The organism is Acinetobacter sp. FY731 (genome assembly GCF_059515905.1).
In genome coordinates this window covers 364,249-381,402 of record NZ_JCAKNB010000004.1, presented here as the reverse complement: position 1 = coordinate 381,402, position 17,154 = coordinate 364,249, and the positions used below count along the sequence as shown (strand labels likewise).

14 protein-coding genes are annotated in these 17,154 nt (G+C 37.3%); 11 read left to right on the top strand and 3 right to left on the bottom strand.

The window, feature by feature from the left end:
• Window positions 1-52 precede the first annotated feature (52 nt).
• A complete protein-coding gene (locus AC5YC8_RS07920; RefSeq protein ID WP_321096406.1) occupies window positions 53-1,510 on the top strand; it encodes a glyceraldehyde-3-phosphate dehydrogenase in 1,458 nt (485 codons plus the stop codon).
• A gap of 60 nt (window positions 1,511-1,570) precedes the next feature.
• Here the strand turns inward: AC5YC8_RS07920 and AC5YC8_RS07915 are convergent, their stop codons facing one another.
• Window positions 1,571-2,425, bottom strand: coding sequence for an SDR family oxidoreductase (locus AC5YC8_RS07915; RefSeq protein WP_496164132.1), 855 nt, complete (start codon window positions 2,423-2,425; stop codon window positions 1,571-1,573).
• 120 nt (window positions 2,426-2,545) lie between these two features.
• Between AC5YC8_RS07915 and AC5YC8_RS07910 the strand changes: the two genes are divergently transcribed.
• The 4 genes from AC5YC8_RS07910 (at window position 2,546) to proB (ending at window position 6,262) form a co-directional block, all read left to right on the top strand.
• Window positions 2,546-2,929, top strand: coding sequence for a winged helix-turn-helix transcriptional regulator (locus AC5YC8_RS07910; protein WP_496116850.1), 384 nt, complete (start codon window positions 2,546-2,548; stop codon window positions 2,927-2,929).
• 19 nt (window positions 2,930-2,948) lie between these two features.
• The gene (locus tag AC5YC8_RS07905; RefSeq protein WP_496164131.1) at window positions 2,949-3,764 is read left to right on the top strand and encodes a PhzF family phenazine biosynthesis protein; all 816 of its coding nucleotides are present in this window, start codon (window positions 2,949-2,951) and stop codon (window positions 3,762-3,764) included.
• A 120-nt stretch (window positions 3,765-3,884) separates the two neighbouring features.
• A complete protein-coding gene (gene cgtA, locus AC5YC8_RS07900) occupies window positions 3,885-5,099 on the top strand; it encodes an Obg family GTPase CgtA (protein WP_496164130.1) in 1,215 nt (404 codons plus the stop codon).
• A gap of 29 nt (window positions 5,100-5,128) precedes the next feature.
• Entirely contained in the window at window positions 5,129-6,262 is a 1,134-nt protein-coding gene (gene proB / locus AC5YC8_RS07895) for a glutamate 5-kinase (protein ID WP_496116853.1), read from the top strand.
• Window positions 6,263-6,669: 407 nt separating this feature from the next.
• On the opposite strand, the gene AC5YC8_RS07890 is transcribed toward proB, so the two are convergent.
• Window positions 6,670-7,266, bottom strand: coding sequence for a phosphatase PAP2 family protein (locus AC5YC8_RS07890; protein ID WP_496164153.1), 597 nt, complete (start codon window positions 7,264-7,266; stop codon window positions 6,670-6,672).
• A 148-nt stretch (window positions 7,267-7,414) separates the two neighbouring features.
• Window positions 7,415-8,119 (bottom strand): SIMPL domain-containing protein, encoded by a 705-nt coding sequence (locus AC5YC8_RS07885; RefSeq protein WP_496164129.1) that lies wholly within the window; start codon window positions 8,117-8,119, stop codon window positions 7,415-7,417.
• Window positions 8,120-8,591: 472 nt separating this feature from the next.
• Between AC5YC8_RS07885 and AC5YC8_RS07880 the strand changes: the two genes are divergently transcribed.
• The 6 genes from AC5YC8_RS07880 to pstA all read left to right on the top strand — a co-directional run bounded on the left by AC5YC8_RS07880 (window position 8,592) and on the right by pstA (window position 17,153).
• Window positions 8,592-9,965, top strand: a complete 1,374-nt coding sequence (locus AC5YC8_RS07880) for a diaminobutyrate--2-oxoglutarate transaminase (RefSeq protein ID WP_496164128.1) — start codon at window positions 8,592-8,594, stop codon at window positions 9,963-9,965.
• Between the two features lie 2 nt (window positions 9,966-9,967).
• The gene (locus AC5YC8_RS07875) at window positions 9,968-11,500 is read left to right on the top strand and encodes a pyridoxal phosphate-dependent decarboxylase family protein (protein WP_496164127.1); all 1,533 of its coding nucleotides are present in this window, start codon (window positions 9,968-9,970) and stop codon (window positions 11,498-11,500) included.
• 195 nt (window positions 11,501-11,695) lie between these two features.
• The gene (locus tag AC5YC8_RS07870; RefSeq protein WP_496164126.1) at window positions 11,696-13,003 is read left to right on the top strand and encodes an amidohydrolase family protein; all 1,308 of its coding nucleotides are present in this window, start codon (window positions 11,696-11,698) and stop codon (window positions 13,001-13,003) included.
• A 270-nt stretch (window positions 13,004-13,273) separates the two neighbouring features.
• Complete coding sequence (locus tag AC5YC8_RS07865) at window positions 13,274-14,299, top strand: substrate-binding domain-containing protein (protein ID WP_496164125.1); 1,026 nt, start codon at window positions 13,274-13,276, stop codon at window positions 14,297-14,299.
• Window positions 14,300-14,385: 86 nt separating this feature from the next.
• Window positions 14,386-15,765 (top strand): phosphate ABC transporter permease subunit PstC, encoded by a 1,380-nt coding sequence (pstC, locus tag AC5YC8_RS07860; protein ID WP_496116859.1) that lies wholly within the window; start codon window positions 14,386-14,388, stop codon window positions 15,763-15,765.
• Complete coding sequence (gene pstA, locus AC5YC8_RS07855; protein ID WP_496116860.1) at window positions 15,765-17,153, top strand: phosphate ABC transporter permease PstA; 1,389 nt, start codon at window positions 15,765-15,767, stop codon at window positions 17,151-17,153. Before pstC ends, pstA begins: the two co-directional genes overlap by 1 nt.
• Window position 17,154: the final 1 nt, after the last annotated feature.

Sequence of the window (17,154 nt, the reverse complement as noted above, 5' to 3'; positions counted from 1 at the left end):
CAATTATGGGGTTTAGAAATTTATGATTTACCATTAATTAGAGGACGTATCTGTGAGCAAAGACAGTATCATTGCCCTACATGCAGAGCACCAAGGTCGCTGGAAAAACCGTGAAGAACTTGCGGAACGTATGATTGCCCTAGTGGGTCAGTTATACCGTGAAAAAAATATCGTAGTTACAGTATATGGTCGTTCTTTAATTAACCGTTCTGTAATCCAGATTTTAAAAGCTCACCGTCGTACACGTGTATTAGACGTAGAGCTTTCTGCAGTTCATACATACCCAATTCTTGAAGCTTTGGCGAAAATTGAAAACATCGGTTCTGCAGAAGTTGACTTAGGTAAACTAGCGGTTGAATTCAATGCAAAAGGCGGCGATATCAATGCATTTGTTGCAGAAGCGGTTAAGCCTTTAGAAGGCAATAACTCTGCTGTAGAACATAAAGATGTTGTTCTTTATGGCTTTGGTCGTATTGGTCGTATCTTAGCGCGTTTAATCATCAGCCAATCTGGTCTTGGTCGTGGTTTAAACCTTAAAGCGATTGTTGTTCGTAAATCATCTGATGGCGATTTAGAAAAACGTGCTTCACTTTTACGCCGTGACTCAATTCATGGTCCATTTGCAGGCACAATTTCTGTAGATGAAGAAAATGAAGCAATTATTGCAAATGGTAACTTCATTAAAGTTATTTATGCATCTAACCCATCTGAAGTGGATTACACAGCTTACGGTATTAACAATGCATTGGTTATTGATAATACGGGTAAATGGCGTGATTCTGAAGGTTTAGCTCAGCACCTTAAATGCCCAGGCGCTGCGCGTGTAATTTTGACTGCACCTGGTAAAGGTGACATGAAAAACGTTGTATACGGTGTTAACCAAGCAGACATCTTAGATGAAGATACAATCATCTCTGCTGCAAGCTGTACTACAAACGCAATTACACCAACACTTAAAGTGTTAAACGACAAGTACACAGTGATTAATGGTCACGTTGAAACAGTTCACTCGTTCACAAACGACCAAAACTTAATTGACAACTACCATAAAGCTGATCGTCGTGGTCGTGCTGCTACATTGAACATGGTTATTACTGAAACTGGTGCTGCTAAAGCTGTTGCTAAAGCTCTTCCTGTTCTTCAAGGTAAGTTAACAGGTAACTCTGTACGTGTTCCTACACCAAACGTATCTTTGGCTATTCTTAACCTTACTTTAGGTCAAGATGTAGACCGTGATGAAGTGAACGAATATATTCGTCAAATTTCTATCAACTCTAAGCTACAAGGTCAAATTGGTTATACAAACTCTACAGAGGTTGTATCTTCTGACTTTATCGGTTCACGCACTGCAGGTGTATTTGATGCGCAAGCAACAATCACTTCTGGTAACCGTTTAACAGCTTATGTTTGGTACGATAACGAAGTTGGTTATAGCTGCCAAGTATTACGTATTGCTGAACAAATGGGCGGCGTAAGCTACCTTAAAGTTCCTGCTGAAACAAATGCATAATTTGTGACGTAGATAAAAAAAGAGCCTCATTTGAGGCTCTTTTTTTATGTGAAACTGAAATTACATAAGTAAGGGTTTAATGGTTTCTTCAAGTGATGTTGTTTGGCGGTTTAACAGAGCTTCTAAGTCTTTACGATCACTCAACATTGCGCCGTGCATTGCTTCTACATCTGCTTCAATAATTACATCGACTAAACCTTTAGGTAAGCCTGCTTGTAAAAGTCCTTGTTTGTAATCTTCGGCAGATAAGTTGGTATAAACCACAGTTTTATGACTTACTTTTGAAATGGTATTTGCCAAAGTTTCTAAAGTGAAAGCTGTGGAACTTGCCAATTCATAAGTTTTATTTTTATGAGATTCGCTCAATAAAACATTTGCTGCAGCTTCTGCATAATCATTTCGTGGAGCTGCACTAATAAGCGAATTTTGAGCTACACCATATAAAATGCCTGTTTCAATATTATGAGCAAGACCTGCTAAATAGTTTTCGCTATACCAATTGTTTCTTAAGAAAGTATAGCTCAAACCACTTTCATGTATTAATTGTTCGGTTTCACGATGTTCTTGAGCTAAACCTAGCGGAGATGTATCTGCACGGAGTAGGCTTGTATAAGCAATATAAGGCACTTGTGCTTCAACAGCAGCATTAATCACTGCTTTATGTTGTGGTGTGCGACGACCGATTTCATTTGCAGAAATCAATAATATTTTATCGACTCCTTGTAGAGCAGGAGCAAGCGTAGCAGGTGAGTCATAATCAAAATGTCGAACATCTATTCCTTTTGCTTTTAAGTTTTCAGCCTTGTCTACATTACGAACAAGAGCAACAATATTTTCAGCTTGAGTTAGTTCTAATAAGTGTTGAATAACGAGGTGACCAAGTTGACCTGTTGCGCCAGTAATTGCAATTTTCATGTTTTAATCTCACATTATTTTGATGAATAAATAAACTTGATGAATAAATATTAATCTGATAACTTACTAAAAGAAAGTACGTACTAAAAAGTAAGTTAATTACTAAAAGGAAAGATTTTTATGTCTACTTATGAAACGAGTAAATTATTAGGACAAGTTTTATCCACGGACTGTCCATCTCGTGAAATATTGGAACATCTTATGAATAAGTGGTCTGTGTTAGTTTTGAGATGTTTAAGTGATGGTGTACACCGTTTTAGTGAGTTAAAACAGCGTATAGAAGGGGTAAGTGAAAAGATGCTTGCTCAAACATTAAAGATGCTTGAACAAGATGGTTTTATTTTACGTACGGTTTATCCTGTTGTGCCACCAAAAGTGGAATATCAACTGACAATTTTAGGTTCAGATGCTGCAAGTAAAGTGAATTATTTAATCGATTGGATTGAAAAAAGTTTACCTGAAATTATTGAAAATAAAGCACGTGTAATGAGTAAAACTAATTGAATTGAAAGAATTAAATGCAATGAAAATGTACCAAGTCGATGCTTTCAGTCATCAGTTATTTAAAGGTAATCCTGCGGCTGTTTTATTGTTAGATCATTGGTTGGATGATGATTTAATGCAAAATATTGCACTGGAAAATAATCTTTCAGAAACAAGTTTTGCTAAAAAAATTGATGATCAAAATTATGAAATTCGTTGGTTTTCACCAGTAAAAGAAGTTCAGTTTTGTGGGTATGGAACATTAGCAACAAGTTTTGTAATTTTTAATAATAATCCACAGATTAATTCACTTATATTTCATGTAAAAGGAATGGGTAAATTTTTTGTAGAGAATTTAAGTAATGGTCAGATCTCTCTAAACTTTCCTGCTCAAATTCCTCAAAAATTAGCACAAGTGCCTGAATTATTGAAAAAGGCGCTAAATTCAGAAATTGTAGAAGTTTATGAAAATCCACAAGCATATATTGCAGTATATAAAGATACGGCAGCAATTTTAGCTGAAAATCCAAATTTTAATTTAATTAAAGAACTTGGTGGAAAACGCGTTGCAATTACGGCTTTTAATGAGCAAAAAGAAGGTTTTTTGAAGGATTACGACATTATTTCCCGTTATTTCACACCATCTATGGGAATTGATGAAGATCCTGTGACAGGCTCTTTGCATACTTCGTTAATGCCATTATGGGCTGATAAAACGGGCAAAAAAGAATTAACAGCCTACCAAGCTTCAAGTCGTGGAGGCGTTCTATATTGTCATTTACTTGAAAATAATAGAGTTCAGATTAAAGGGAAATGTAAACTTTATATGGAAGCTGTTCTAAATATTAAGATCTAAAACTTATATTCGTGATACAAGCTGAATGAAATTTATTGTATTGCTGAATAAATCTATTCGAGAAAACTTTTAAAATGTGGCAGAATATGGGGTTTTTAAAGTTTTTAGAGGATTGGCAATATGCGCTTTGTTGATGAAGCAGTCATTACCGTAGAGGCTGGCGACGGTGGCAATGGCGTAGCCAGTTTTCGCCGTGAAAAGTTCGTACCATTTGGTGGTCCAGATGGTGGTGATGGTGGTCGTGGCGGTAGTATCCATATTCAAGCCGACGACGACACAAGTACACTTGTAGATTATCGTTATACCCGTAGATACCGTGCAGAACGTGGTAAAAATGGTCGTGGCGCAAACTGTGCAGGCCGTGGCGGTGAATCAGTAATTCTAAAAGTTCCGGTAGGAACAACAATTGTTGATGTAGAGTCTGGCGACATTATTGGCGATTTGATCGAAGATGGTCAAAGCGTAATGGTCGCATTGGGCGGTGATGGTGGTTTGGGTAACACGCACTTCAAATCATCTACAAACCGTTCACCACGTAAATGTACACATGGAACAAAAGGTGAGTTCCGTGAAGTACGCTTAGAACTTAAAGTATTGGCGGATGTTGGCTTATTAGGCATGCCGAATGCAGGTAAATCGACCTTTATTCGCGCTGTTTCTGCTGCAAAACCAAAAGTTGCAGATTATCCATTTACTACTATGGTTCCAAACCTTGGTGTTGTAGATGCAGACCGTTATCGTTCATTTGTAATGGCAGATATTCCGGGATTAATCGAAGGTGCATCTGAAGGTGCGGGTCTTGGTATTCGTTTCCTTAAGCATTTAGCACGTACACGTATTTTATTACACATTGTAGATGTTCAACCTATTGATGGTTCAGATCCTGCTTACAATGCAAAAGCAATTTTGAAAGAGTTAGATAATTTCTCTCCTACACTTTCAAAATTACCAATTGTATTGGTATTAAACAAAGTAGATCAATTATCTGAAGATACACGTGAAGAATGGTGTAGTCATATTCTTGAAGAACTTCAATGGAAAGGTCCTGTATTCAAAACTTCTGGCTTAACGGCAGAAGGTACGAAAGATGTGGTTTATTACCTCATGGATCAAATTGAAGAACAACGTGAACGCGAAGTTGAAGATCCTGAATACGCAGCAGAGATGAAAGCATTCCGTGATCAGCTTGAAGCTGAAACACGTGAGCAAACACTTGCTGCGAAAGAAGCGTATCGCGAAATGCGTCGTCAACAACGTCTTGCTGGTATTTTGGGTGAAGACGATGAAGATGATGAAGATGACGATAACGATGTAGAAGTGTTTTACGTACGTTAAGCTCTTATGGAAGAGTAACTGAGGACAAGATGATAGAAGTGGTAGATGGGCAACGTCAGCTCAAGGGTTGTAAACGAATCGTTGTTAAGATCGGATCATCTTTACTCACAGCAAATGGGCAAGGTTTAGATATTGCAGCTATTTCGCATTGGGCGAAACAAATTGCAGATCTACACAATGCAGGGCATGAGATTATTCTTGTGACGTCAGGTGCTGTGGCTGAAGGTATGGTTCGAATGAAACTTGAGAATCGACCCACAGATCTACCCAGTCTTCAGGCGTGTGCCGCCATTGGTCAAATGGGTTTAATCCAAACTTGGTCTAGCATACTTGCACAGTTAAATATTCAAACTGCGCAAGTGCTTTTAACCCATGATGATTTGGCGGATCGTCGACGCTATTTAAATTCGTGTGATGCTTTGCAACACCTAATTGATTGGCGTGTAATTCCTGTGATCAATGAAAATGACACAGTTTCAACTGATGAAATTCGCTTTGGTGATAACGATACTTTGGCGGCAATGGTCGCAGGTCAAGTTCATGGTGATTTGCTGATCATTTTAACTGACCAACAAGGTATGTTTGATTCAGACCCACGTTCAAACCCAAATGCCAAACTTTTTGATACTGTTCGTGCTTTAGATGAAAGTTTATTTGATATGGCAGGTGGTGGCGGTAAGTTTGGTCGTGGTGGCATGCTCACGAAAGTTCGTGCAGCACGTTTAGCGGCTAAATCTGGTTGTCCAACGCTTATTGCAAGTGGTGAAAGTGATCATGTTTTATCACGTTTAATGGCTGGGGAAATGCTAGGGACATTGTTTATTAATGACAATGACCGCATGACAGCACATCAACAATGGCTTGCAGCACATTTGCAAACAGCGGGTCGTTTAGTGATTGATGATGGTGCTGTGAAAGCGATTAAAGAAAACCATCGTAGTTTATTGCCTGTAGGTGTAAAAGCTGTAGAGGGACATTTTGAACGTGGTGATGTGGTTGAATGTGTCGATTCTGATGGTGGGCGAGTTGCTGTAGGTCGTGTGAACTTTAGTTCTCGTTCGGCAGACATTGTAAAAGGTTTATCTTCAGATAAAGTTCATCAAGTGCTTGGTGAGGCTCGTTCTTTAGAGATGATTCATAGAAATCATATGGCGATTTATTAATATATTTTTGATAAATATTAAAAGGCTTAATTCTACAGAGAGTTAAGCCTTTTTTTATGGGGTTATTTAGTGTTTGAAATATCAAGTTATTATTATTTGATTATATGCTGTGTGTTATGATGATTTATATTGAGTTGATGATTGATTTAAATACAATATTTTAGTAAAACCTAATAAAGTTTGGTTTTTTGAAGTTTTAAATAGGCGTAAATTATGAAAAAAATTGCTATAGGGATTCTCTTAGTTAGTGCTGCTGTTCTTGTGCTCATTCTTTATGGTGAAGTTCAAGATGTCGAGACGCCCGTACAGCCAGAGGAAATGACGAAATAATTATATTGGATTAAATATTAAATCTAATAGAAGTCGTCAATAAATAGACAATAAAAAAATCGCTTTAAGCGGTTTTTTTATTGAATTAAACCTTTGTTAATTAGGAATGCGAAAATTTTACGGTAAAGCATCATTACCCAAGTCATAAGTTGCTCTTTATATAGATTCCAAAACTTTAGACCTGAAATATTCACAATATAAGCTAAGAAAAAAGCACCCAGCATATCTATCGGGAAGTGAACGCCGACATAAACACGTGCCCAAGCTACTAACCAAGCGACTGCTATTAATAACTTACCTAACTGACGTTGCGATGAAAAATAATAAGAAAATGCAAGCCCACTAAAAATACTCATGTGATTACTTGGAAAAGATCCTGTAGGTGCATGTAATAAAATTGTTTCACCAACATCCATAACAAATGGTCTAGGTGTGTTTAATACGTACGATAGTAATTCACTCATGAATAGAGTGATTGCTGTAAAAATAAATGCTTTTAAAATATTTTTTTTAGTTTGAAAGTTACCAATGAACCAAGCCAAAATAAAAATACCCAATACAATATATATTAAGTCTTGAGCAATAAAAGTTGCATAAGACATCATAAAATTAGATGCATTATTTGGAACATTAAAAATATGAAATAAATAGAGGTTTAAATTTTGCATGAGTATTGTTTATATTGAGGTAAAACGAGATGGACTACTTTAGTTGCTATAATAATTGAATAAAATAATTTTATTGTTGCACTTGTATTAATCATCTTTTTATAACATCAAATCAAAACCGCATAGCGGACTTACGGTTTAGATTTGAGATAATTTACTTTAATTGAATTGAGCCATTTGCATTTACAGTAATTTGAGATTCACCACTTGCCATTTCTTGTTCAGGAATAGCATCTGCACTTGCTGCTTTCATCATTGCCATACGAGGAATAGCTCGATTGCTATACTGATTTGTATTTAAATTAAGGTTAATAAGTTGATAACTTGATTTATTCCAAGCTTGAGCCAATGAGTTAGCACGTTGTTGAAAGTTTTTTGAGGCTTCAATCATCAGTTCATTTTCAACTTTTTTACGCTGAGCATCTGACACATTAAAGTGAATAGATTGAGTTTGGAAATTTTGTTGAAGTTCACTAATAAGTTGGCTTGCAGTTTTAAAATCTTTGCTTTCTAATCGAATTTCAGCACGACCACGCCATTCTTTTACTTTACGATTATCATTGTCATAAATTGGGTAGGTCGATTGTGAGCCTGTTTCAAACTTAATTTGAGGATATTTTTTAGCTGCATTCACAGCTTGTGTCATGAGGAGGTTAATTTCAGCTGCCAATTGAGTAGGTTGTTTATTTGATTTTTCAATATATAAAACAGCACTCATTTCATCGTTGGAAATATTACGTGAAGCTTCAGTTTGAATATTGATCACATTGTAATTCAAAGAAGCATTTTCTTGAGCAAAAGTAGGTACGGAAATAACTGCTGTGATTGCAAGGGCAAAAGAACGGTAAAAATGGTGCATATTTATTCCTCATTTGTTGCTGTATTTATTTTTGCTAGCATAGAAATTGTTTATGCCTGATTTATGTATGAAATGTAGTTTATGTGTAAAAGGGTATTTTAAAAAGTAGTTGTTTAAAATTTTAAAATTACATCTATATCAATGGTTTATGTTATTTATTTGAGTCGGTAGTCAATAATTAGTTTATAATTTACATGAAGAATAAAAATTAAGCTTTTCTTTTATTTGTCACAGCGTAAGATGATAATTCAATATATCGATGAGATGAATATATCTTTCCGATAAAATTAGGGTAATTTTATTTCCTAAAAGTATTTATTTTTTGGAAAAATTAGGTATTATCCGCCTCCTAGTTAGTGAATGCATATTTCATGATATTTCAACTAACTAGAAAATCAAAAAGCACCGAGTCAAAAGACCGAAAGTCCCCCGACTTATTTCTTTCAACCCATATCAGAGATGGTAATTCGATATGAGCGTTTCTTCAGTAAATTCTGCCACTAAGTCTACTAACGAATACTATTTAACTCGCCAAAGTCAAATGGAATCTAATGTTCGTAGCTATCCACGTAAACTTCCACTTGCGATAGCAAAAGCCTTAGGGTGCTGGGTTACCGATGTTGAAGGTACAGAGTACCTCGATTGTTTAGCTGGGGCAGGGACATTGGCATTAGGCCATAATCACCCTGCGGTCATTCAAAGTATCCAAGACACACTTGCAAGCGGTTTACCGTTGCATACTTTGGATTTAACAACGCCTTTAAAAGATGCTTTCACTGAAGCATTACTTGAGCAATTACCAGGTGGTAAAGCTGAGTATTGTTTACAGTTCTGTGGTCCATCTGGTGCAGATGGTACAGAAGCAGCAATTAAATTAGCAAAAACTTACACTGGTCGTAGTTCAGTAATCAGCTTCTCAGGTGGTTACCATGGTATGACTCACGGTTCTTTGGCAATGACAGGTAACTTGTCTGCGAAGAATGCTGTGAATGGCTTAATGCCAGGTGTTCAATTTATGCCTTATCCGCATGAATACCGTTGTCCATTAGGTATTGGCGGTGAAGCGGGTGTAGATGCTTTAACTTATTTCTTCGAAAACTTTATTGAAGATGTAGAAAGTGGTGTAACTAAACCTGCTGCCGTTATTCTTGAAGCAATTCAAGGTGAAGGTGGGGTAGTAACTGCACCTGTAAAATGGTTGAAGAAAATCCGTGAAGTAACAGAAAAGCACAACATTGTGTTGATTCTTGATGAAGTTCAAGCGGGCTTTGCACGTTCAGGTAAAATGTTTGCCTTTGAGCATGCGGGTATTGAACCAGACGTAATTGTAATGTCTAAAGCTGTAGGTGGTAGTTTACCGCTTGCTGTATTAGGTATTAAGCGTAAATTTGACGCATGGCAGCCAGCGGGTCATACGGGTACATTCCGTGGTAACCAACTTGCTATGGGTACAGGTCTTGCAACCATCAACACTATTAAAGAGCAAAACCTAGCTCAAAACGCGCAAGAGCGTGGTGATTTCTTACAAGCTGAAATTAAAAAATTAGCGGTAGAATTCCCATGTATCGGTAACGTGCGTGGTCGTGGTTTGATGCTTGGTGTTGAAATTGTTGATGAGCGTCAAGCGGCAGATCACATGGGTTCTTTACCTGGTGATGGTCAATTAGCTGCTGCGATTCAAGCTGCATGTTTCGATAACAAATTATTGTTAGAGAAAGGTGGTCGTAACGGTACAGTGATTCGTTTACTTTGCCCATTGATCATTACACAAGCTGAATGTGAAGAAGTTATCGTACGCTTCAAAAAAGCTCTTGCTGAAGCACTTGTTGCAACTCGAGGCACGTAATCATGGTTGATTTTGCAGAACATCGTAAAGCGTTATTCTGCAATGATGCACAATCCATTGCTGACTATCAGTCTGCAATGGATTCAGCTGTAAAAGCTGTATCTGCATGGTTGCAAAATGACAAAATGTATACAGGCGGTAGTATTAAAGAGCTTCGCTCTGCAATCGCATTCAATCCTTCTAAAGAAGGTTTAGGTGTACAGAAGTCTCTTGATCGTATGGTTGAGCTTTTCTTAAATAAAAGTTTAAAAGTACATCATCCGCATTCTTTAGCGCATTTGCACTGTCCGACTATGGTCACAAGCCAAATCGCAGAAGTTTTAATTAACGCAACCAACCAATCTATGGACTCATGGGATCAAAGCCCAGCAGGTTCATTAATGGAAGTTCAGCTCATTGATTGGCTTCGCCAAAAAGTAGGCTACGGTGCAGGTCAAGCAGGTGTATTCACCTCTGGCGGTACACAGTCTAACTTGATGGGCGTTTTGCTTGCGCGTGATGCATGTATCGCGAAAAACTGGAAAGACGAAAACGGCAATCCGTGGTCTGTTCAGCGTGATGGCGTACCAGCGGATGCGATGCGTAACGTGAAAGTCATTTGTTCTGAAAATGCACATTTTTCTGTGCAAAAGAACATGGCGATGATGGGTATGGGCTTCCAATCGGTTGTGACTGTTCCTGTTGACGAAAATGCTCGTATGGACATGGATGCACTTGAGAAAACCATGGCTCACCTTCAAGCTGAAGGCAAGATCGTGGCATGTGTCGTTGCAACTGCGGGAACAACGGATGCAGGAGCAATTGATCCACTGAAAAAAGTGCGTGAAATCACCAATAAATATGGCGCGTGGATGCACATCGACGCAGCATGGGGTGGTGCTTTAATTCTATCGAATGATTTCCGTGATATGTTGGATGGTATTGAACTGTCTGATTCGATCACGCTTGATTTCCATAAGCATTATTTCCAAACGATTTCATGTGGCGCATTCTTACTCAAAGATGAAGCGAACTATCGTTTCATGCATTATGAAGCTGAGTACTTAAACTCTGCTTATGATGAAGAGCATGGCGTTCCAAACCTTGTTTCTAAGTCTTTACAAACAACACGTCGTTTTGATGCGTTGAAATTGTGGATGACGGTTGAAGCATTGGGTGAAGAGCTTTACGGTTCTATGATCGATCACGGTGTTGGTTTAACACGTGATGTTGCAGCGTATATCGATGCAACTGAAGGTCTAGAAATGTTGGTTGATCCACAATTCGCATCTGTATTGTTCCGTGCAATTCCTGAAGGTTATCCAACAGAATTACTTGATACACTCAACCAAAACGTTGCAGATGAACTGTTTGCACGTGGTGAAGCGAATATTGGTGTAACTAAAGTAGGTCAAGTTCAATCATTGAAAATGACAACTTTAAGCCCAGTTGCAACTTTAGACAACGTGAAGAACTTACTTGCACTTGTGTTAGCAGAAGCTGATCGTATTAAAGATGCAATTGCTGATGGTACGTATACACCTGCAATTGACTAATCAATTGGATGTGTAAAAAAGGAGCTCAAACGAGCTCCTTTTTTTTGTGATAAATTTAAAATTATTGATAAATTTTGTGATAAATAATGATGTTTTTTAATATTGGTGTATTATTTATAAGCAAAATAAATGCAACTAAAAATTGATTATAAAAACTGAGTAAAAGTGTTTTGGAGTAAAAATGAAAATTAAAAAATGGTGTTTAAAACCTTGTTATTAAGCACATTGGTATGTCCTCAAGTATATGCGGCAGACATTATTATTAAAAATGCAAATGTGTTTGATGGTACAGGTTCAGACTTAATCAAAAATGCAAATGTCATTATTGAAGATGGCAAAATTAAAGCAATACAAACAGAAAAAACATCAGAAAAAGCAAAACAAATTATAGATGCGAAAGGCAAAATAGTTATGCCTGGTCTAATTAATGCGCATTTACATTTGTTTTGGGATTTTTATGATATGCCACCGCAAATGCCTGCTAGAAGTGAAGCAAGTGTTCAAGCCTTCATTAAGGGAGATTTGACAAAGCGACTTCGTGGACATTTAGACAATGGATTTACTTCGACATTTTCTCCAATCGATTTCCAACCCTATATTTTTCAAGTACGAGATAAAATTCAAAAAGGTGAAATTATTGGTCCTCGTATTATTGCAGCAGGACCAGTTCTTTTAAATGCGGGTGATTACTATGCTTGTGGCGATCTTAAAAATAAAGAATTGAAATGGTGTAATAATCATGTGCGTTTATCTATGGATACACCAAAGCAGGCTCGAGCATCTGTACAAGAGCTTGTAAAGAATAAAGCTGATGTTGTTGTTTTTGATGGTGTAACGAATCAAACAGCAATTAATAGGGGTGTGATTAAAACAATTGTTGATGAAGCACATAAAAATGACTTAAAAGTTTTTGCTCATAATGCAAATGCAAATGCAAAAGACGTAAATACCATGCTTGATGCAGGTGTTGATGGGTTTATTCATCCACCTACCGTGACGAAAGATGTGGATGGTACTTTGTTGAAAAGACTAGGTGAACAACAGACACCTATTGCGGTTACCCTTGGTTTCTTGGAGCGTTATATTAAGCTTGGTTATGCATCTGAAAAAGATAAAAATGATTACAAAATTTTAGAATATAACGTTAATGTGATGTTAAAAGCGGGTGCTGTGCCATTGTTTACATCTGATATTCCGGGTATTCCACCACAACAAGTAGTGCCGTTGGTCACGCATGTAATGAAGGGTGCAGGAATTGACAACAAGACAATACTTTTATCTGCAACAAGTGAAGCTGCAAAAGCACTTGGTCAAAAAAAATTAGGGACACTTGAAAAAGGTCAAATTGCCGATTTAATTATGATTGATGGTAACCCAATTGCAGATATTTCAGCATTACAGAATATTGAATTGGTCGTGAAAGATGGTGTGATTGTGACGAATCATTTAAATCAAAAAACGAAACCTGTAAAAGTGGACTGGTTAAATCAACCTATAAAATAATGAAGTATTGAACTCAGATGAGTTTGAACTATTTAGCTCATCAAGTTTTTTAATTATAAACTTTATAACTTATGTGAAATATTACAGAATAAATTAATTAGATTAAAAAAAACTCATTTTTGTGGGTTTGAGGGGAGTTTAATTATCATTAAACCGTAATATAGTTGTAACTTATTTGTCATATTATCTACTCAAAATGCAATAACACAGAACAAGTACAAAACTAAATAAAAGTGGCGTACTCCAAATTTGCATAAAAGAGAGATTTAAATGCGCTATACACATATTGCACTTGCATTAGCAGTTTCAGGGGCAGCTGTAGCAACAACGGCAAATGCAGCTCGTGACACAATTCAAATCGCTGGTTCTTCAACAGTACTTCCATATGCAAGTATTGTGGCTGAAGAATTTGGTAATACATTCCCACAGTTTAAAGCACCTGTTGTTGGTTCTGGTGGTACTTCTGGTGGTTTAAAACAATTTTGTAATGGTGTTGGTGACAACACAATTGATATTGCAAACGCATCTCGTAAAATTAAAGATACAGAATTAGCTGCATGTAAAAAAGCAGGCGTTAATCAAGTATTAGAAATTAAAATTGGTTATGACGGTATTGTATTTGCATCAAACTCAAATAAAGCAGCATACAAACTTCGTCCGCAACATGTATTTGCTGCTTTAGCTGCAGAATTACCATCTAACGGTAAAATGGTTCCAAACCCTTATACACGTTGGAATCAAATTGACAAATCACTTCCAAATCAACCAATTACTTTGGTCATTCCAGCATCAAACCACGGTACACGTGAAGTGTTCCAAGAAAAAATGGTTGATGCAGGCTGTGAAACTTATGAAGCAATTAAAGCTCTAGATAAAGATGCTCAGAAAAAAGCATGTTCAACTTTCCGTAAAGATGGAAAAGTAATTGAAATTTCAGGTGACTACACAGAAACACTTGCACGTCTTAAGACATCACCAAGTGCTGTAGGTGTGTTTGGTTTAGGTTTCTATGACCAAAACCGTGACAAGTTACGTGTTGCAACGGTTAATAATGTTGCACCATCAGAGCAAACTGTTTTAAATGGTTCTTACCCAGTTTCACGTCCTTTATTCTTTTACGTGAAAGGTGAGCACCTTAAATCAATTAAAGGTTTACCTCAATTTACTGAATACTTCTTAAGTAAGAAAGTTTCTGGTAAAGGCTCTAAATTAGATAAAGCTGGCTTAATTTCAATGTCAGACAAAGAGCGTGCACAAGTTCTTGCGAACTTCAAAGCAGGTAAAGCAGTTAAGTAAGTTATCAGCTGATGATTAGGTTTCTAATCATCAGCTTTTTTAGCATCACAATATTCAAAAAATAATTGGAAATTGGTGGAAAATACATGAATCTGCTACTTATTGGTGTGCTGTTGGCAATAATTGCTATCGCTTATCAAATTGGATTAGCCAAAAGCCGCACACTAGCAGGTAAGGGAAATAACTCTGCGAAACTACATTCGCGTCCGGGCTATTATGGTGCATTGGTCGCTTTGTGGTGTGGTATTCCTGCATTCTTAATTTTATTGGTTTGGAATATTGTTGAGCCAAGTATTTTAACGCATGTTGTATTAAACAATGTGCCTGCAAATATTGCTGTGAACTTAGACCCTGCAACAACAGGTGTATTGGTCGATCGAGTACAAGCTATTGCTTCAGGTTTTGGGGTGAGTGATACGCCTACAGTATATGAAGTTGCAGCAGCAGAGCAATTAGCAAAATTTCAAAGCATAGCAACATTTGCAAAAGTGGCACTTGTAATTTGTGCTGCATTAATTGGTTTAGTGTTAGCAAAAAAGAGAATTTCTGAACAATTCCGTGCACGAAACCAAGTCGAAAAAATAATGAATATTAGCTTGGCACTTTGTTCAGGCGTTGCAATTTTAACGACAGTTGGCATTGTAATGTCAATGTTTAGTGAAGCTTTGAGATTTTTCCATTTTGTAAATCCATTTGATTTTTTCTTTGGTACGGAATGGAACCCAGGATTTAGTACATCTGGTAGTGCTGAAGGTAGTTATGGATTGATTCCATTGCTGTGGGGTACGCTTATGGTTAGTGGTATTGCGCTTTTAGTTGCAGTCCCAGTGGGGTTAATGATTGCAATTTATTTGGCGGAATATGCATCTTCAAGTTTTCGTTCTTGGGCTAAACCTGCAATTGAAGTTTTAGCTGGTATTCCAACAATTGTTTATGGTGTATTTGCCTTAATGGTGATTGGTCCTTTTGCAAAGCAAGCAGGGGCATATATCGGCTTAGATATTAATGCGACTAGTGCATTAACTGCAGGTTTTGTGATGGGGATTATGATTATTCCTTTCGTATCATCTCTTTCGGACGACATTATTACGCAAGTGCCAAGAGCGCTTCGTGATGGTTCATTAGGTTTGGGTGCAACTAAATCTGAAACCATTCGTCAGGTGGTTATACCAGCAGCTTTACCAGGCATTATTGGCGCATTTTTACTTGCAGCTTCACGCGCAATTGGTGAAACCATGATTGTGGTGTTAGCAGCGGGGAACAGTCCATTACTACATATTAATCCGCTAGAAGCTGTTTCTACAGTAACGATTACGATTGTGAATCAATTGACGGGAGATACAGATTTTGCAAGCCCACAAGCATTGGTTGCCTTTGCATTGGGTTTAACATTATTTGTGATTACCTTAGGTTTAAACATTGTTGCACTTTACATCGTGCGTAAATACCGCGAGCAATACGACTAATGAGCAATACGAATACAAATACATTAAGTCCAGCCGATCCTCAAGTTGCAGCTGAACTCAGAGAAAAAAGAAAGAAAACGATTGCTAGTTCTTTATCTAAGCGCCATCGTAAAGAAAAGACATTTCGTATTTTAGGTTTTTCTGCTGTTATTACAGGTTTGTTTTTTGTCGCACTGTTGTTCGGCAGCATTCTTGCGAAAGGTTTACCATCATTTTGGCAAAGTAGTTTAACTGTTCCTATTTATTTCGATCCAACTGTTATTACTGCAGGTCCTAAGCCAAAACCAACTCCAAATGAAACGCCTGCGAAGTATGAAGAGCGTTTAATAGAGTGGCAAACTCAAATGGGGATGGCTGATTGGGATCTACTATTGGTGAATGGTATTGTTTCTGAAGATCCTCAATTAGAGTCTAAGCGTGATGAGGTTGCTTCGTTATATACAAGTTCAGAAGCTTATAAACTTCGCGATATGGTGCTTGAAAACCCAAGCTTAGTTGGGCAAGTTAAAGAAGTTAAGGTATTGGCAGACGCAAATATTGATGTGTGGCTGGCTGGTAATATTGATCGCTCTTTACCCGATGAACAGCAACAATTAAGCCCAGAAGTACGTCAATTAGCAGATGAATTAAAAGCGAAAGGAATTATTGAGAATACATTTAACACCAATATTTTCTTTAGCCCAGATTCACGTAGTTCACCTGCAACATCAGGTTTAGCAGGTGCATTTATGGGGTCATTATTCATGATGTTTATCGTGATATTGATTTCTATTCCAATTGGTGTGGCATCTGCAATTTACTTAGAAGAATTTGCGCCAAAGAACTGGATTACCGATGTTATTGAGGTAAATATTAATAACCTTGCAGCAGTTCCATCTATTGTATTTGGCTTACTTGGCGCGGCAATCTTTATTGGATGGATGCACATGCCGTTATCTGCGCCATTGGTAGGTGGTTTGGTTTTAAGTTTAATGACGTTACCCACTGTCATTATTACAACACGTGCTTCATTAAAGGCAGTACCACCATCTATTCGTCAAGCAGCATTGGGCTTAGGTGCATCTAATTTACAAACAGTATTTCATCATGTATTGCCATTGGCATTACCGGGTATTTTAACAGGTGCAATTATTGGTGTTGCACAAGCACTTGGTGAAACTGCGCCATTGTTATTGATTGGTATGAGTGCTTTCGTTGCAAGTGTACCAGCAACACCTTTAGATCAATCTACAGCATTACCTGTGCAAATTTTCTTATGGCAAGGTAATGAGCTTCGTAACTTCTTTGAAGGACGAACAGCAGCAGCAATTATTGTACTTTTAGCATTAATGATTGGTTTAAACAGTCTTGCTATTTGGTTACGTAAAAAATTTGAAGTTCGTTGGTAAT